A 14259-nucleotide genomic window follows, 5' to 3' on the forward strand; every position below is an offset into this window, starting at 1 on the left:
GTATCGACCTGCGGGTCAGCCGGCGTGACGGGCGCGCACCGGCGCGGCGTCGTCACCGGGCACGGACATCGGGCCGAGCCACTCCGGCAGCACGATCTCGGTGTCCCCCGGCTCGGCGGCCACCCGCCGTCCCCGCTGGATGCTCTCCACCCGGTGGTGGCGCAACGGAACCCGGTCGCCTCGCGGCTCGGCACGCCGAGCCGCGGGTCGCGGCTTCAGCGGCACCACGGGACTCGACGCCTCGGCCGAAGAGCCCCGCTCCGGGCTGTCCATGTCGGCCACCGCACCACGCAGCCGGTTGTCGACGTCGGCGGCCGCGCCACGCGCCAGGCTGGCCGCGTCGGCCACCGAGCCGCGCACCGGGCTGTCCATCTCGGCCGCCGCACCACGGACCAGGTCGGACGCCTCGACCGGCACACCACGCGCCGGCCTGGGCCGGCGGGCGGCACCGGCCACCGCCGCGGAGCCGCGCACCGAACCGCCTGTCGTCTCGCCCGCCGCGCCACCACTGCTCACGGCCGTCTTACCGGCCCCGATCCCACTCCCAGCGGCCTTCTTGGTCAGCGCCGTGCCCCGGCGCGGTCCCGGTCGCGGCCGGGACGGCGGAAACCCGCCCTTCGCGGGCGGCTCGACCTCCCTGCGCGCACGGTCATCCGACTGCCACGGCCGCACCACGGCGAGCACCGTAAAGCCGCCCACCAGCAGCAGCACCCCGAACAGCGTCGTCACAACATTCTCAACGATTCGCCCGAACCGGACGAAACGAACGACCCGAACGGCGCATGATCACGACGATCTTGCTCGGACTGTTGCCCATTCGCCCCATACGCGCGTGTCACACCACAGCCCACGCAAGATCGCCGCCATGAAGGGGGCGGGGGCGGTGTGGTGTAGATGACTGAACGGGGGTTCAGGTGGGTTATAGAGTCCGGGGCGTGACTACTACGGTGCCGGACAGCAGCCGGGTTGATGGGCGGACCACGGCTGGGAAGCTTGCGGACTTCGAGCGGCGGGTCGAGGAGGCCGTGCACGCGGGGTCGGCTCGGGCGGTGGAAAAGCAGCATGCGCGGGGGAAGAAGACCGCGCGGGAGCGGATCGCGATGCTGCTCGACGAGGGTTCCTTCGTGGAGCTGGACGAGCTGGCGCGGCACCGGTCGACGGCGTTCGGGCAGGAGCGGAACCGGCCGTACGGCGACGGGGTGGTCACCGGGTACGGGACCGTGGACGGGCGGCCGGTGTGCGTGTTCGCGCAGGACTTCACCGTGTTCGGCGGGTCGCTGGGTGAGGTCTTCGGAGAGAAGATCGTCAAGGTGATGGACCTGGCGATGAAGACCGGGTGCCCGGTCATCGGGATCAACGACTCGGGCGGGGCGCGGATCCAGGAAGGAGTGGTCTCGCTCGGGTTGTACGGGGAGATCTTCTTCCGGAACGTGCGGGCCTCGGGGGTGATTCCGCAGATCTCGCTGGTCATGGGGCCTTGCGCGGGTGGGGCCGTGTATTCGCCGGCGGTCACCGACTTCACGGTGATGGTCGATCAGACCTCGCACATGTTCATCACGGGGCCGGACGTCATCAAGACGGTCACCGGCGAGGACGTGGGCATGGAGGAGCTGGGCGGCGCGCGCACGCACAACACCAAGAGCGGCAACGCGCACTACCTGGCCAGCGACGAGCAGGACGCGGTCGACTACGTGAAGGCGCTGCTGTCGTACCTGCCGAGCAACAACCTGGACGCCGCGCCGGTCTGGCCGGCCGCCGCGAACCTGGCCACCGGCGACACGGACGCCGAGCTGGACACGCTGATCCCGGACTCGGCGAACCAGCCCTACGACATGCACGCGGTGCTGGAGTCGATCCTCGACGACGGCGAGTTCCTGGAAGTGCAGCCGCTGTACGCGCAGAACATCCTGACCGGGTTCGGCCGGGTCGAGGGGCGGCCGGTCGGTGTGGTCGCGAACCAGCCGATGCACTTCGCGGGCTGCCTGGACATCGCGGCGTCGGAGAAGGCCGCGCGCTTCGTGCGCACCTGTGACGCGTTCAACATCCCGGTGCTGACCTTCGTGGACGTGCCCGGCTTCCTGCCCGGCACGAGCCAGGAGTGGGACGGCATCATCCGCCGCGGCGCGAAGCTCATCTACGCGTACGCCGAAGCCACCGTCCCGAAGATCACCGTGATCACCCGCAAGGCGTACGGCGGCGCGTACGACGTCATGGGTTCCAAGCACCTCGGCGCGGACCTCAACTTCGCGTGGCCGACGGCGCAGATCGCGGTCATGGGCGCGCAGGGCGCGGTCAACATCCTCTACCGCGCGGAACTGGCCGCGGCCGACGACCCGGTGGCCCGCCGCGCCGAGCTGATCGACGAGTACGAGGACGCCCTGGCCAACCCGTACGTGGCCGCCGAGCGCGGCTACGTGGACGCGGTGATCCGGCCGTCGGCGACCCGTGCGCACATCGTGCGGGGCCTGCGCACGCTGGCCGCCAAGCGGGAGACGCTGCCGCCCAAGAAGCATGGCAACATCCCGCTGTGAGCAAACGTGTTAATCGTTGAGTGACGGTCATGTGGCAGAACGTTCACGCTGACCGGTCGCTGTGCGACTATGTCGGGATGACCGTGCAGGAGCCTGCCGATCGCCACCTGCTGCCGCGCCGCTACACGGTGCTGGTGGACGTGGGCTACCTGTACGCGGCCTCCGGGGAGCTGCTGCTCGGCACGTCGAACCGCTCGGAGTTCAAAGTGGACGCCGAGTCGATGATTCACGCGCTCATGGCGCAGGCCGCGAGCTGCCTCGGCGCCGACCTGCTCCGGCTGTACTGGTTCGACGCGGCACGCGACCGGGTGCCCACCATCGACCAGCGCGTCATCGCCCAGATGGCGCAGGTCAAACTGCGGCTGGGCAACCTGAACCTGCGCGGGCAGCAGAAGGGCGTGGACGCGCAGATCCGCAGCGACCTGGAGACGCTGGCCCGGCACCGCTCGGTCACCGACGCCGTGCTGGTCGCCGGCGACGAGGACATGCTCTCGGCGGTCGAGGGGGCGCAGAGCTACGGCGTGCGGGTGCACCTGTGGGGCGTCGAGCCGCCGTACGGCACCAACCAGGCCGAGCGGCTGGTCTGGGAGAGCGACACGGTGTACACGCTGGACGCGGACTTCGTCCGGCCGTACTTCACGGCGACCGGGCGGATCCGTACGCCCACGCCCGCCGAGGTGTTCTCCGGCCGGCCCGCCATCGCGCTGCCCGCCGCGCAGGTCTCGGCTCCCCCGGAGCCGCGCCCGGTGCCGGCCGCGCGCCGCTGGCAGCCGCAACCACCGGAGCGCACCCAGCTCGTCGACATCGGCGAGTACGTGGCCCAGAAGTGGATCCTCACCCGCGGTCGTGACAACATCGGCGACCTGCTGCCGGGTCCGCTGCTGCCGACGGTCATCGACAAGGAGCTGTTGGTGGAGGCGGAGAAGGAGCTCGGCATCTCGCTGCGCCCCTTCGAGAAGGCACGGCTGTGGGTCCGCGACGGCTTCTGGTCGCGGGTGTATCGGGAGTTCGGCCTGGCCAGGCCGCATGGGGAGGGTTGAGATGACGGAGCAGCCGGTGATCCGGATCGAACGGGGCACGCCGACGCCCGAGGAGGTCGCAGCGCTGGTGGCGGTGCTGTCGGCCCGCCCCGCGGCGGTCGCCGAGCCGGCGGCGCAGGTGTCCGCGTGGTGGCGCAGCGGGCTGCCCGCGGTGACCGCGGCCGGGCCGGGCGCCTGGCGGAGTTCCGGCCTGCCCCGCTGACCAGCGGGTGAGCACGGCCGATAGCCCGGTGTGCATCCTTGCCCCATTTCGGTAGTCTGCTAGCGCTGGACCGCGTTGGTCACTGACCGCGGCACCGCCGATCGCGGACGAGAACCCCTGGGGAGGGCGTGCGAGATGGGTCTGCCCGAAGAGGACAAAGGACCTGCCTGGCTGCGTGACTACGGTCGCGAGAGCGGGTACACGAAGGCGAACACGTTTACCGGATACGACGACGGCTCGCTCGCCGTCGACCTGCAGAGCCTGGTCGACTTCGCCGAAGCGCTGGAGACGGAGCACACCAAGGACTACCGGCCGCATGCGCAGGAGGTCTTCAAGGACATGTCCGCGAAGGTCGCCGACCCGCACGCCGACTTCATCGAGCTGTGCTCCAGCCTCGGCTGGCAGCGCGAGCTGCTGGTGCAGACCTCCGACGCGCTGCTCAAGCACGATCAGGCGGTGCTGGCGTTCGTCACCGCCGCCCGTCAGATCAGCAAGAAGTACGGCGAGGCCGACGCGCTCGGCGCGGCCAAGGCCCAGGACGTGAACAAGAACCTGGCCGTCGCGGTGCCCACCACCGCGCAGGTGCCCACCACCGCGCAGCAGCCCGGCACGACCACCGCGCCGACCACCACCGCGCCGACCACGACGATCCCGCAGGTCACTCCGACGGGCGGCACCACGACCGACGGAGGGGACTACTGATGGGCATCCCACCCGAGGACCGCGCCCCGGCCGGCACCAACTGGTACGGCAAGTCGATGCAGCAGATGTGGGACCTGGTGGCGGGCCGCCAGCTGGAGCCCCACTACACCCAGGCGTCCGGCTGGAAGCGGGCTGGCGAGCTGGCCTACCTGCACAAGAGCCGCCTGCAGACCTACCGCGAACGGCTGGCGCAGGCCTGGCCGCCGGAGTCCAGCGACGCCGCCAAGGCCTACCTGGCCAAGCTCGACGAGCTGATCGTCGCGGTCGAGGACGTGGCCCGCGTGTCCACCCAGAACCACCAGTACTCCCGGGACATCCCGGCCGCGTTCAGCGAGGCCGAGCGCAAGCTCCAGCCGATCCGCGAGGAGTACAACCGGATCGACCGCGCCCTGCGCAACGGCGAGCCGACGCCGCTCCCGAGTGGACAGACGCCGGAGAAGTTCCTGGAGGGCAAGCTGAACGAGGCCCGTGGCGTGATGCGCGGGCTGTCGGCGGACCTGTCCCTGGTCCGGGTCGGCATGGCCCCGCCCAAGCCGTACCTGCCGCCGGTCAAGCACCAGAGTGGCGACGAGCGGGACTACAGCGGCGTGGTGCCGCCGGTGATCCCGCCGGTGATGCCGTACGGCGGCGCGATCGCCCCGACGCCCACGGTGGGCGGCGCCACGCTGGCCCCGGTGCCGGTGGCCACGGGCCCCGACCTCACCGGACTGGCCCCGACGCCGACGGCGCCCACCCCCACGCCCACGATCCCCGGCACGCCGCCGCCGGTCACGCCGCCCGGCGGCACGCCGCCGTTCAACACCGGCCCGGTGATCGGCGCTCCGCCACCCGTGCTGCCCGGCATGGGCAAACCCACCATCGGCACTCCCGTCATCGGCAATCCCGGTCCGGGCCTCGGCGCGCCGCGCGCGATGCCCGCGGGCGGGGTCATCGGCGGCGCTCCCGGTGCCGGCATGGGCGGCCGCCCCGGCGTCGCGGGAGCCCGCGCCAACCCGGTCGGCGGCATGATCGGCGGACCGGGCGGCGGCATGGGCGGCCGCGGCGCGGCGGGCACGGTCAGCGGTCGCGGCGCGAACGGCTTCGGCGCGCCCATGGGCGGTGCGCCGGGCGCGGGCCGGCGTCGTGACGAGGACGATCCCGACTTCGATCCGGACACCCTGTGGGCCGTGGATCAGGGCGGCGCTCCGGTGCTGGACGCGCCGGACGCGCCCGGTCCGGTGGACCCGGGTCCGGCGATCGGGCTCGCCCGATGAGGTTTGCCGCACGTCTGGCGGCGGCGAGCCTGCTCGCCGCCGTCGCCACGGTCGGGGTGGGCGCTCCCGCCCACGCCGACCGGTACCGCAACGACCAGTGGTTCCTGCCGTTCCTGCGGGTCAGCGAGGCACACGCGATCAGCCAGGGCGAAGGCGTGACAGTCGCCCTCATCGACAGCGGCGTGGAGGGCGGGCACCCCGACCTCACCGGCAACGTGCTCAAGGGCTTCGACACGATCGTCGGCGGCGACGGCGACGGCTGGGGCGACGACGAGGGCCACGGCAGCAGCATGGCCGGCCTGATCGCCGGCCACGGGCACGGCGCGGGCAACCGGGACGGCGTGCTGGGCCTGGCCCCGAAGGCGAAGATCCTGCCGATCCGGATCTCCACGGCCAAGGGCCACGGCGGCGGCGACGCCATCGCGATCGGCATCGATGAGGCTGTCAAGCGCGGCGTGAAGATCATCTCGATCTCCGAGTCAGCCCCGTCCGCGGACTCCTCGGTGCTGATCAAGGCGGTGGAACGCGCACACGCGGCGGGGGTGCTGATCATCGCCGCTGCGGGCAACCAGCCGGAGAACTTCTACGTCGCCGCCCCGGGCCGCTACCCCGGCGCGGTCGCGGTCGGCGCGGTGGACCGGAAGGGCGCGGTCGCCCCGGTCTCGACCCGCGGTGCGGAGGTGCAGCTCGTCGCCCCGGGCGTCGACATCACCAGCACCAGCCGCATCAACAAGGCCACGAACACGCAGTACCGCAAGTCCAGCGGCACCAGCCCGGCGACCGCCATCACGGCCGGGGTCGCGGCGCTGGTCTGGTCGAAGTACCCCCAGCTCACCGCGGACGAGGTGCTGGAGCGGATGACCCGCACCGCCGTGGACAAGGGCCCCGCGGGCCGCGACAACGACTACGGCTTCGGCCTCATCGATCCCGTCGCTGCACTGACCGCCCCGGCCGCGGCACCCTCGGCCACCGCCCCCACCATCGCGCCGTCGATCGAGGTGTCCCTGCCCGAGCTGCCCGGCACCCCGGACAGCGGCGGCCTGAGCCGCCTCTTCACGGGCGTCGCCCTGCTCGTCGTCGTGCTCGTCGGCGCCGTCCTGGTGATCGCCGGCATCGCCGTCTTCCTGGTCCTACGCAAACGCCGCTGAAGGAAGGGCACCTTCACAACGCATAGCGTTGTGAAGGTGCCCTTCCTAACGTCCTAAGCCGCGTGCCGCCGCCGCCCGTGGCGGGCCCGGCGCTTCGGACGCCGGTACGCTGCCCTGCATGGCAGCTCGACCGACCTTCATCCTCGCCTCCGCGAGCCCGGCCCGGCGCACCCTGCTCGACGCGGCGGGCATCGACGCCGAGGTGATCGTCAGCGGGGTCGACGAGGACGCCGTCGAGGCGACCACGGCGGAGGCGCTGAGCGCGGTGCTGGCTCGGATGAAGGCCCACGCGGTCGCCGAGCGCCTGCGGCACAGCGCGACCGCCCCCGCCAGGGCACTCGTCCTGGGCTGCGACTCCGTGCTCGCCTTCGACGGGCAGATCCTCGGCAAGCCCGACGACGCCGACGACGCCGTCAAGCGCTGGCAGGCCATGCGGGGGCGCAGCGGCGTGCTGCACACCGGCCACTGCCTGGTCGAGCTGCACACCGGCCGGGTCACCGAGGAGGTCGGCTCGACCGTGGTCCACTTCGCGGACATCGGCGACGCCGAGATCGAGGCGTACGTCGCCACCGGTGAGCCGCTGTGGGTCGCGGGCTCCTTCACCATCGACGGGCTGGGCGGCGCCTTCATCGAGCGCATCGAGGGCGACCACAGCAACGTCGTCGGGCTCTCCCTGCCGCTGCTGCGCCGCCTGCTGGCCGCGCTGGACATCCCGATCACGGAGCTCTGGCGGCAGCGCTGACCCGCCCGCCTGGCATAGGGTCGGCGGTGGGCCAACGGGCACACCCGGGCCCCGCGTGTTGGACAGCTCGGCCCGGCGTACCCCGGGCGGGCGGAGTGGAGGAGTCATGGGCCGCGCCTTCATCACGGTCACCGACGAGCTGCACGATTACGTCGTCGCGCACGGCACCCCGCCCGGCGACCTGGAACGTGACCTGGTCGCCGAGACGCTGCGGGCGACCGGCGGCGCGTCCCGGATGCAGATCGAGCCCGAGTACGCCGCGCTGCTGACGATGCTGACCAGGCTGGTCGACGCCCGCAACGCGGTCGAGGTGGGCACCTTCACCGGCATGTCCTCGCTGGCCATCGGCCGGGGACTGGCCGACGGCGGCAGGCTGGTCTGCTTCGACATCTCCGCCGAGTACACGGCCATCGCGCAGCGCTACTGGCAGCGGGCCGGGCTGGCCGACCGCATCGAGCTGCGCCTCGGGCCGGCTGTCGAGGGGTTGGCCGCGCTGCCTGAGGAACCCCACCTGGATCTGGCCTTCATCGACGCCGACAAGGAGGGCTACGCGGCATACTGGGACGCGCTGGTGCCGCGGATGCGCCCCGGCGGGATGCTGATCGTGGACAACGTGCTGTGGTCGGGCCACGTCCTGGACGACAAGCCTAAGGACACGTCCACCGCCGCACTGATCGCCTTCAACGCCAAGGCCGCCGCCGACAACCGCGTCGACGTCGTCATGCTCCCCTTCTCCGACGGCGTCACCTTGGCCCGCAAGCGCTGACCGACTCGGTGTGGCAGGCATGATCGCCGTTTCCGGTCATGATCTGCGTTTCGACGCCAGGTTCTGACCCGAAACGGCGATCTTCCCCGGCAACCCCGTCGCCAGCCACCGCTCAGCGGCGGGTCAGGCGGGGTCCGTCGCCAGGGCCGGGGTGAGCGAGGTGCGGCTGGTCGCGGCGAAGCGCCAGGCCAGGTAAGCAGCGCCCGCGATCAGCAGCGGGATGAACAGGAACGCGGCGTGCGCGCCGACCTGGTCGGCGACCAGGCCGAGCAGCAGCGGGCCGGCCCCGAAGCTGACCGCCATCGAGTACGACGCCACCCCGGCGGCCCGGTCGGCCTGGCCCGGTGCGGCGGCCACGGCCAGCGAAATGGCCAGCGGATAGTGCATGGCGTTGCCGAGCCCGACCACGATCAGGCCCGCCACCGCCGCCACCGCGCTGCCGGCGCTCCAGAAGACGATGAACCCGGCGAGACTCAGCGCCAGCGCACCGAAGTAGAGCGGGATGGCGGACATCCGCAGCGCGATCCGGGCCCCGGCCAGGCGGCCGGCGAACATGCCGCCGACCATCGCGGACATGACCGCGGTGGCCGCCCCGGTGGACAGCCCGACCTGGCCCCGCAGCACCTCCGCGGTCCACATCGACAGCACGACCTCGACCGCCCCGGTGACGGTCATCATGCCCCAGGCCAGCCAGTACGCCCCCGGTAGCCGGGTGCCCCGAGGGCGGACCGGACCGTTACCGGCCGGCACGGCGGCCCGGCTGTCGACGGCGACCGTCGCGACCCGACCGGCGTCCGGTGCCGCGACGCGGTCCGCGGTGGCGGGCGCGACGGCGAGGCCCGTCCCGGCCACGACCGGGGCGGCGTGGCCGGACGGGATGCGTACCCCCTTGATCTTCGCGAGGACCGCGACCAGGGCGATCAGGGCGACCAGCAGGGCGAGACCGGCCCGCCAGCCCCAACCCGCGCGGATGGCCGCGCCGATGATCAGCGGGGCGACCAGGCCCGCGGCGCAGGCGACAGCGTTGGCCTCGCTGATCGCGGCCGGACCGGCCGGTCCGTGCCGCTCGGCCAGCGCGGAGACGATGCCGCCGATCGCGGCGATGCCGGCCGTGGCGATGACGACGGTGAGCCCGATGGTGACCGCGAAGTACGCGGGCAGCAGCACGAAGCCGAGCACACCCGCGCCGATGACGGCCTGGCAGGCCCAGAGCACGGGACCGCGGCCGAAGCGCCGGGACAGGTGGGGGTAGGCCGCGCCACCCGCGACCGCGCCGACCGCGATGGCGGTGCTGTGCAGCCCGGCCACGGCGGCCGAGGTGCCCTGCTCGGCCCGCAGCAGCGGCACGATCGGGCCGAAGCCGTAGTTGAAGTAGCCCCAGAGACCCAGCTGAAGGTAGATCAACCAGGTGGCGAGGTCACGCGAAAGCCGGGGCACCTACCGAAGCTACGCTCCTTACAGGTACCCCGGCCTCGGGTTGAGACGGAGCCAACACCTCAGCGCACGGACTTGGCGAACGTCCGCGACGAGATGATCAACGCAACCACGGTCAGCGGGGTGAGGATCGCCAGCGCCTGCCAGACCGCGTCGTCACCAGGGTTGCCTGCGAACAGCGCCCGCACCCCGTCGGTCGCCCACTTGAACGGGTTGGCCTTGGCGACGTTCTTCAGCCATTCCGGGGCGAAGGTGAGCGGCAGGAAGATGCCCGCCAGCAGCATGATCGGCTGGATGACGGTGTTCAGCATCGGGGCCATGGCGTCCTCGCTGCGCAGGGTCAGGCCCAGCGCGTAGCCGGTCGACGACAGCAGCAGCGTCATCAGGCCGATCAGCAGGTATGCCAGCAGCGCGTCACCGACCGCCACCCGCAGCCCGAACGGGACCGCGAGCAGCGTCACCAGCACGGCCTGGAACAGCAACTGCACCACGTCACGCAGCGAGCGGCCGAGCAGCAGCGCGACCCGGCTGACCGGGGTGACCCGGTTGCGCTCGATCACCCCGGCCCGCAGCTCGGCGATGATGCCGAACCCGGAGAAGGCGCTGAACAGGGCGACCATGACCAGCATGCCGGGCACGAAGATCCGGTACGCCTGCTCGTCGGTCATCGGGCCGCCCTGGCTGAGCGCCTGCTTCATCAGCGGCGCGAACAGCAGCAGGTAGAACATCGGCTGGATGATGCCGACGGCGACCCAGACCGGGTTGCGCAGCAGCAGCTGCATCTGGCGCTGGAAGACCAGCCAGGTGTCACGAAGGAACTTCACTGCTCAGCTCTCCCTCAGGCTGCGGCCGGTCTTGGCCAGGAACACGTCGTCGAGGCTGGGCCGGTGCAGCTCGATGCCCTCGATGGCAACGCCTTCGGCGTCCAGGGTGCGCAGCACGTGCGGGATGGCGCTCGCACCGTCCTCGACGTACAGCCGCAGGGACTGCTCGGTGGTCTCGACCTTGCGCACGTACTCGGCGTTGTCGAACAGGTCGGCGGCCTTGGCCACCTCGCGCGCGTTGACGGAGACGACGTCGCCGAGCACCTCCTGCTTGAGGTCGGCGGGCGTGCCCTCGGCGACGATCTGGCCGTGGTCCATGATCGCCAGCCGGTCGCAGAGCGCGTCGGCCTCGTCCAGGTAGTGCGTGGTGAGGAAGACGGTCATGCCCATCTCCCGCAGCTTGCGCACCTCGCCCCACATGTGGGCGCGGGACTGCGGGTCCAGGCCGGTGGTCGGCTCGTCGAGGAAGACGACCTTCGGCGAGTGGATGATGCCGAGCGCGATGTCGACACGGCGGCGCTGGCCGCCGGAGTAGGTCTTGCAGCGGCGGTCGGCGTACTCGGCCAGCTCGAAGGTCTGCAGGGCCTCGTCGGCGCGGCGCTGGGCGTCGGCCTTGCCGATGCCGTACATGCGGGCGTGCAGCACCAGCTCCTCGCGGCCGGTGGACTCGTCCCAGGTGCTGCCGCCCTGGGCGACGTAGCCGATGCGGCGGCGCACCTCGCCCGGCTCCTTGCGCAGGTCGGCGCCCGCGATGACGGCGCTGCCGCCGTCGGGCTCCAGCAGGGTCGCGAGCATCCGCAGGGTGGTGGTCTTGCCGGCGCCGTTCGGGCCGAGGAAGCCGAAGATCTCGCCCTCGGCGACGCTCAGGTCGACGCCGCGTACCGCCTCCACGGTCTTCGTCTCGCGACCGGCGCGGGAGCGGAAGGACTTCCGCAGCCCGGAGGTCTCGATGATCATTTTTACTCCAAGGTCAGGGGTGACCTGGAGCCTAGGGCTGCGGTCTGACAGTAGTCAAGTTTGATTAATCGGTTGCGGAGTTACCGAACCCGCGCTTCCAGCGCTCCTGCAACTCCGCCGACAGGTACGGCTCCCCCGCCTCGATCCGCTCGGCGACCCGCTCGCACCAGGCGATCTCGCCGTCGTTGCGGGCGATGCCCAGTTCGAGCATCCAGCGCACGTGGGCCGGCTTGTTCTCCGGCACCGCCCAGCCCGAGGCGATCGCCGCTCCCGCGCCCTCGTTGTCGGCCCGCAGCTGCCGGGCCCGGTGCCGCAGCGCGGCGGCCACCTCCTCCCGAGGCAGCTCGGTCATCAGCGAGAAGCCGGCCAGGAACGGGTCCTCCACCTCTCGCCGCTCCCACAGCGCGGCCGACAGCAGGTCGCGGAACTGCTCGTCACCCTTGGGGGTCATCTCGTACCGCGTCCGCGCGGGGCGGCCGCCCACCTGCTCGCTGCCGACCTCCCGCAGCGCGCCCTCCTCGGCGAGTTTCTTCAGCGCGTGATAGACCGAACCGGGCTGCACGTTGGCCCACTTGTCGGCGTGCCAGCTCAGCAACTCCCGGCGGACGTCGTAGCCGTGCACCGGCTGCGCCATCCGCACCACGCCGAGGATCATCATTCGGGTCGTCGACACGGTGAACAGTGTGCGGCCGTACCGGCGATCCGGGGTATCCCACCCCCACCAGCGGTGACATGAACGAGCGTTCATGACACAGGTCACATGCCTCCTGAGCGCTCGTTAATGATCAACTCCACCGATAGACTCCGCGCAGGCCCGTTCGGGGAGGACGATGATGACGATGCTGTCCAAAGTGTTGATCGCGAACCGTGGCGAGATCGCCGTACGCGTGGCACGCGCGTGCCGTGACGCGGGCCTGGCCAGCGTCGCCGTGTACGCCGACGGCGACCGCGACGCCCTGCACGTGACCATCGCCGACGAGGCGTACGCCCTCGGCGGTGAGACCAGCGCCGACACGTACCTGCGCATCGACAAGCTGATCGAGGTCGCGCAGCGCTCCGGCGCCGACGCGGTGCACCCCGGCTACGGCTTCCTGTCCGAGAACGCCGCGTTCGCCGAGGCCGTCATCGAGGCGGGCCTGACCTGGGTCGGCCCCACCCCGCAGGCCATCCGCGACCTCGGCGACAAGGTCACCGCCCGGCACATCGCCCAGCGCGCCGGTGCTCCCCTGGTGCCCGGCACGCCCGACCCGGTGAAGCACGCCGACGAGATCGTCGCCTTCGCCCAGGAGCACGGCCTGCCCGTGGCCATCAAGGCCGCGTTCGGCGGCGGCGGGCGCGGCCTCAAGGTCGCCCGCACTCTGGAGGAGATCCCTGAGCTGTTCGACTCGGCCACCCGCGAGGCGGTCGCGGCGTTCGGCCGGGGCGAGTGCTTCGTCGAGCGCTACCTCGACCGGCCCCGCCACGTCGAAGCCCAGGTGCTGGCCGACCAGCACGGCAACGTCATCGTCGTCGGCACCCGCGACTGCTCCCTGCAGCGCCGCCACCAGAAGCTGGTCGAGGAGGCCCCCGCGCCGTTCCTGACCGAGGCTCAGCGCAGCGCCATTCACGACTCGGCCAAGGCGATCTGCCGCGAGGCCGGTTACCACGGCGCGGGCACCGTCGAATACCTCGTCGGCGTCGACGGCACCATCTCGTTCCTGGAGGTCAACACCCGGCTCCAGGTCGAGCACCCGGTCACCGAGGAGACCTCCGGCATCGACCTGGTCCGCGAGCAGTTCCGGATCGCCGCGGGCGAGAAGCTGCGCCTGCAGGCCGACCCGGCCCCGCGTGGCCACTCGATCGAGTTCCGGATCAACGGCGAGGACCCGGGCCGCAACTTCCTGCCCGCCCCTGGCGTGATCACCAAGATGCACCTGCCCGGCGGTCCCGGCGTGCGCGTCGACACCGGTTTCGAGACCGGCAACGCCATCAGCGGCAACTTCGACTCGCTGCTCGCCAAGGTGATCATCACCGGCGAGAACCGCACCGAGGCCCTGGAACGGGCTCGCCGCGCCCTGGACGAGATGGTCGTCGAGGGCATGGCCACCGCCCTGCCGTTCCACCGCGCCATCGTGCGCGACCCCGCGTTCGTCGAGTTCATCGTGCACACCCGGTGGATCGAGACGGAGTGGAACAACACCGTCCCGCCGTTCGGCGCCGCGGCCCCCACCGACGAGGAGGCCGGCGAGCGGCAGACCGTCGTGGTCGAGGTCGGCGGCAAGCGCCTGGAGGTCTCCCTGCCGGCCTCGTTCGGAGGTACGGCCGTGGCCGCGCCCGCGGCCGGACGTCCCGCCAAGCGGCCCGGAGCCAAGCGCGGCGCGAAGGTCGCCGCGGGCGGCGACGCGCTGACCGCCCCCATGCAGGGCACCATCGTCAAGCTCGCGGTCGCCGACGGCGACACCGTGGCCGAGGGCGACACCGTCGTGGTCCTGGAGGCCATGAAGATGGAACAGCCCCTCACCGCCCACAAGTCCGGCACCATCACCGGCCTGTCCGCAGCGGTGGGCGAGGTCGTCCAGTCCGGCACCACGATCTGCGAGATCAAATAGCCCCGCCCGGCCCAGCCCATCACCTGGCGCAACTCTTGAAAAGTCGCGGCCTCAAGGACTCCTTGAGGCCGC

At 71.8% G+C, this 14259-nt stretch carries 14 protein-coding genes; 9 read left to right on the top strand and 5 right to left on the bottom strand.

Features of this window, described 5'->3' with window-relative positions; all coding sequences use genetic code 11:
- Nucleotides 1-15 precede the first annotated feature (15 nt).
- Nucleotides 16-729 (bottom strand): hypothetical protein, encoded by a 714-nt coding sequence (locus AB0B66_RS02550; protein WP_360521657.1) that lies wholly within the window; start codon nucleotides 727-729, stop codon nucleotides 16-18.
- 218 nt (nucleotides 730-947) lie between these two features.
- Here AB0B66_RS02550 and AB0B66_RS02555 point away from each other — a divergent pair, with 218 nt between their 5' ends.
- The 8 genes from AB0B66_RS02555 to AB0B66_RS02590 all read left to right on the top strand — a co-directional run bounded on the left by AB0B66_RS02555 (nucleotide 948) and on the right by AB0B66_RS02590 (nucleotide 8384).
- A complete protein-coding gene (locus tag AB0B66_RS02555; RefSeq protein WP_360521783.1) occupies nucleotides 948-2531 on the top strand; it encodes an acyl-CoA carboxylase subunit beta in 1584 nt (527 codons plus the stop codon).
- 77 nt (nucleotides 2532-2608) lie between these two features.
- Nucleotides 2609-3571: an NYN domain-containing protein gene (locus AB0B66_RS02560; protein ID WP_360521660.1), complete on the top strand. Its 963-nt coding sequence runs from the start codon at nucleotides 2609-2611 to the stop codon at nucleotides 3569-3571.
- Nucleotide 3572: 1 nt separating this feature from the next.
- On the top strand, nucleotides 3573-3773 hold the full coding sequence (locus tag AB0B66_RS02565; RefSeq protein WP_360521663.1) for an acyl-CoA carboxylase subunit epsilon: 201 nt from the start codon (nucleotides 3573-3575) through the stop codon (nucleotides 3771-3773).
- 135 nt (nucleotides 3774-3908) lie between these two features.
- Nucleotides 3909-4475, top strand: coding sequence for a hypothetical protein (locus tag AB0B66_RS02570; protein ID WP_360521666.1), 567 nt, complete (start codon nucleotides 3909-3911; stop codon nucleotides 4473-4475).
- The gene (locus tag AB0B66_RS02575) at nucleotides 4475-5728 is read left to right on the top strand and encodes a hypothetical protein (RefSeq protein WP_360521669.1); all 1254 of its coding nucleotides are present in this window, start codon (nucleotides 4475-4477) and stop codon (nucleotides 5726-5728) included. The genes AB0B66_RS02570 and AB0B66_RS02575 overlap by 1 nt, the downstream gene beginning before the upstream one ends.
- The gene (locus AB0B66_RS02580; protein ID WP_360521672.1) at nucleotides 5725-6876 is read left to right on the top strand and encodes a S8 family serine peptidase; all 1152 of its coding nucleotides are present in this window, start codon (nucleotides 5725-5727) and stop codon (nucleotides 6874-6876) included. The genes AB0B66_RS02575 and AB0B66_RS02580 overlap by 4 nt, the downstream gene beginning before the upstream one ends.
- A gap of 118 nt (nucleotides 6877-6994) precedes the next feature.
- Complete coding sequence (locus AB0B66_RS02585) at nucleotides 6995-7618, top strand: nucleoside triphosphate pyrophosphatase (RefSeq protein WP_360521675.1); 624 nt, start codon at nucleotides 6995-6997, stop codon at nucleotides 7616-7618.
- A 106-nt stretch (nucleotides 7619-7724) separates the two neighbouring features.
- Nucleotides 7725-8384: a class I SAM-dependent methyltransferase gene (locus AB0B66_RS02590; RefSeq protein ID WP_360521678.1), complete on the top strand. Its 660-nt coding sequence runs from the start codon at nucleotides 7725-7727 to the stop codon at nucleotides 8382-8384.
- A 123-nt stretch (nucleotides 8385-8507) separates the two neighbouring features.
- Here AB0B66_RS02590 and AB0B66_RS02595 read toward each other — a convergent pair whose 3' ends face one another.
- From AB0B66_RS02595 to AB0B66_RS02610, 4 genes are all read right to left on the bottom strand, one after another.
- Nucleotides 8508-9821 carry an MFS transporter gene (locus AB0B66_RS02595; protein WP_360521681.1) on the bottom strand — a complete coding sequence of 438 codons (1314 nt, stop codon included), beginning with the start codon at nucleotides 9819-9821 and terminating at the stop codon, nucleotides 8508-8510.
- A gap of 59 nt (nucleotides 9822-9880) precedes the next feature.
- A complete protein-coding gene (locus AB0B66_RS02600) occupies nucleotides 9881-10642 on the bottom strand; it encodes an ABC transporter permease (RefSeq protein ID WP_203693252.1) in 762 nt (253 codons plus the stop codon).
- Between the two features lie 3 nt (nucleotides 10643-10645).
- Nucleotides 10646-11596, bottom strand: a complete 951-nt coding sequence (locus tag AB0B66_RS02605) for an ATP-binding cassette domain-containing protein (RefSeq protein ID WP_360521786.1) — start codon at nucleotides 11594-11596, stop codon at nucleotides 10646-10648.
- Between the two features lie 67 nt (nucleotides 11597-11663).
- Entirely contained in the window at nucleotides 11664-12272 is a 609-nt protein-coding gene (locus AB0B66_RS02610) for a PadR family transcriptional regulator (protein ID WP_360521684.1), read from the bottom strand.
- 169 nt (nucleotides 12273-12441) lie between these two features.
- Here AB0B66_RS02610 and AB0B66_RS02615 point away from each other — a divergent pair, with 169 nt between their 5' ends.
- Complete coding sequence (locus tag AB0B66_RS02615; RefSeq protein ID WP_360521789.1) at nucleotides 12442-14187, top strand: biotin carboxylase N-terminal domain-containing protein; 1746 nt, start codon at nucleotides 12442-12444, stop codon at nucleotides 14185-14187.
- Nucleotides 14188-14259 lie beyond the last annotated feature (72 nt).

This window comes from Catellatospora sp. NPDC049111 (assembly GCF_040648615.1).
Lineage (GTDB): Bacteria > Actinomycetota > Actinomycetes > Mycobacteriales > Micromonosporaceae > Catellatospora > Catellatospora aurea.

Coding starts and splice junctions, on each gene's coding strand:
- AB0B66_RS02585 (WP_360521675.1), top strand. CDS start 6,995: ATGGCAGCTCGACCGACCTTCATCCTCGCCTCCGCGAGCCCGGCCCGG.
- AB0B66_RS02575 (WP_360521669.1), top strand. CDS start 4,475: ATGGGCATCCCACCCGAGGACCGCGCCCCGGCCGGCACCAACTGGTAC.
- AB0B66_RS02560 (WP_360521660.1), top strand. CDS start 2,609: ATGACCGTGCAGGAGCCTGCCGATCGCCACCTGCTGCCGCGCCGCTAC.
- AB0B66_RS02590 (WP_360521678.1), top strand. CDS start 7,725: ATGGGCCGCGCCTTCATCACGGTCACCGACGAGCTGCACGATTACGTC.
- AB0B66_RS02565 (WP_360521663.1), top strand. CDS start 3,573: ATGACGGAGCAGCCGGTGATCCGGATCGAACGGGGCACGCCGACGCCC.
- AB0B66_RS02570 (WP_360521666.1), top strand. CDS start 3,909: ATGGGTCTGCCCGAAGAGGACAAAGGACCTGCCTGGCTGCGTGACTAC.
- AB0B66_RS02580 (WP_360521672.1), top strand. CDS start 5,725: ATGAGGTTTGCCGCACGTCTGGCGGCGGCGAGCCTGCTCGCCGCCGTC.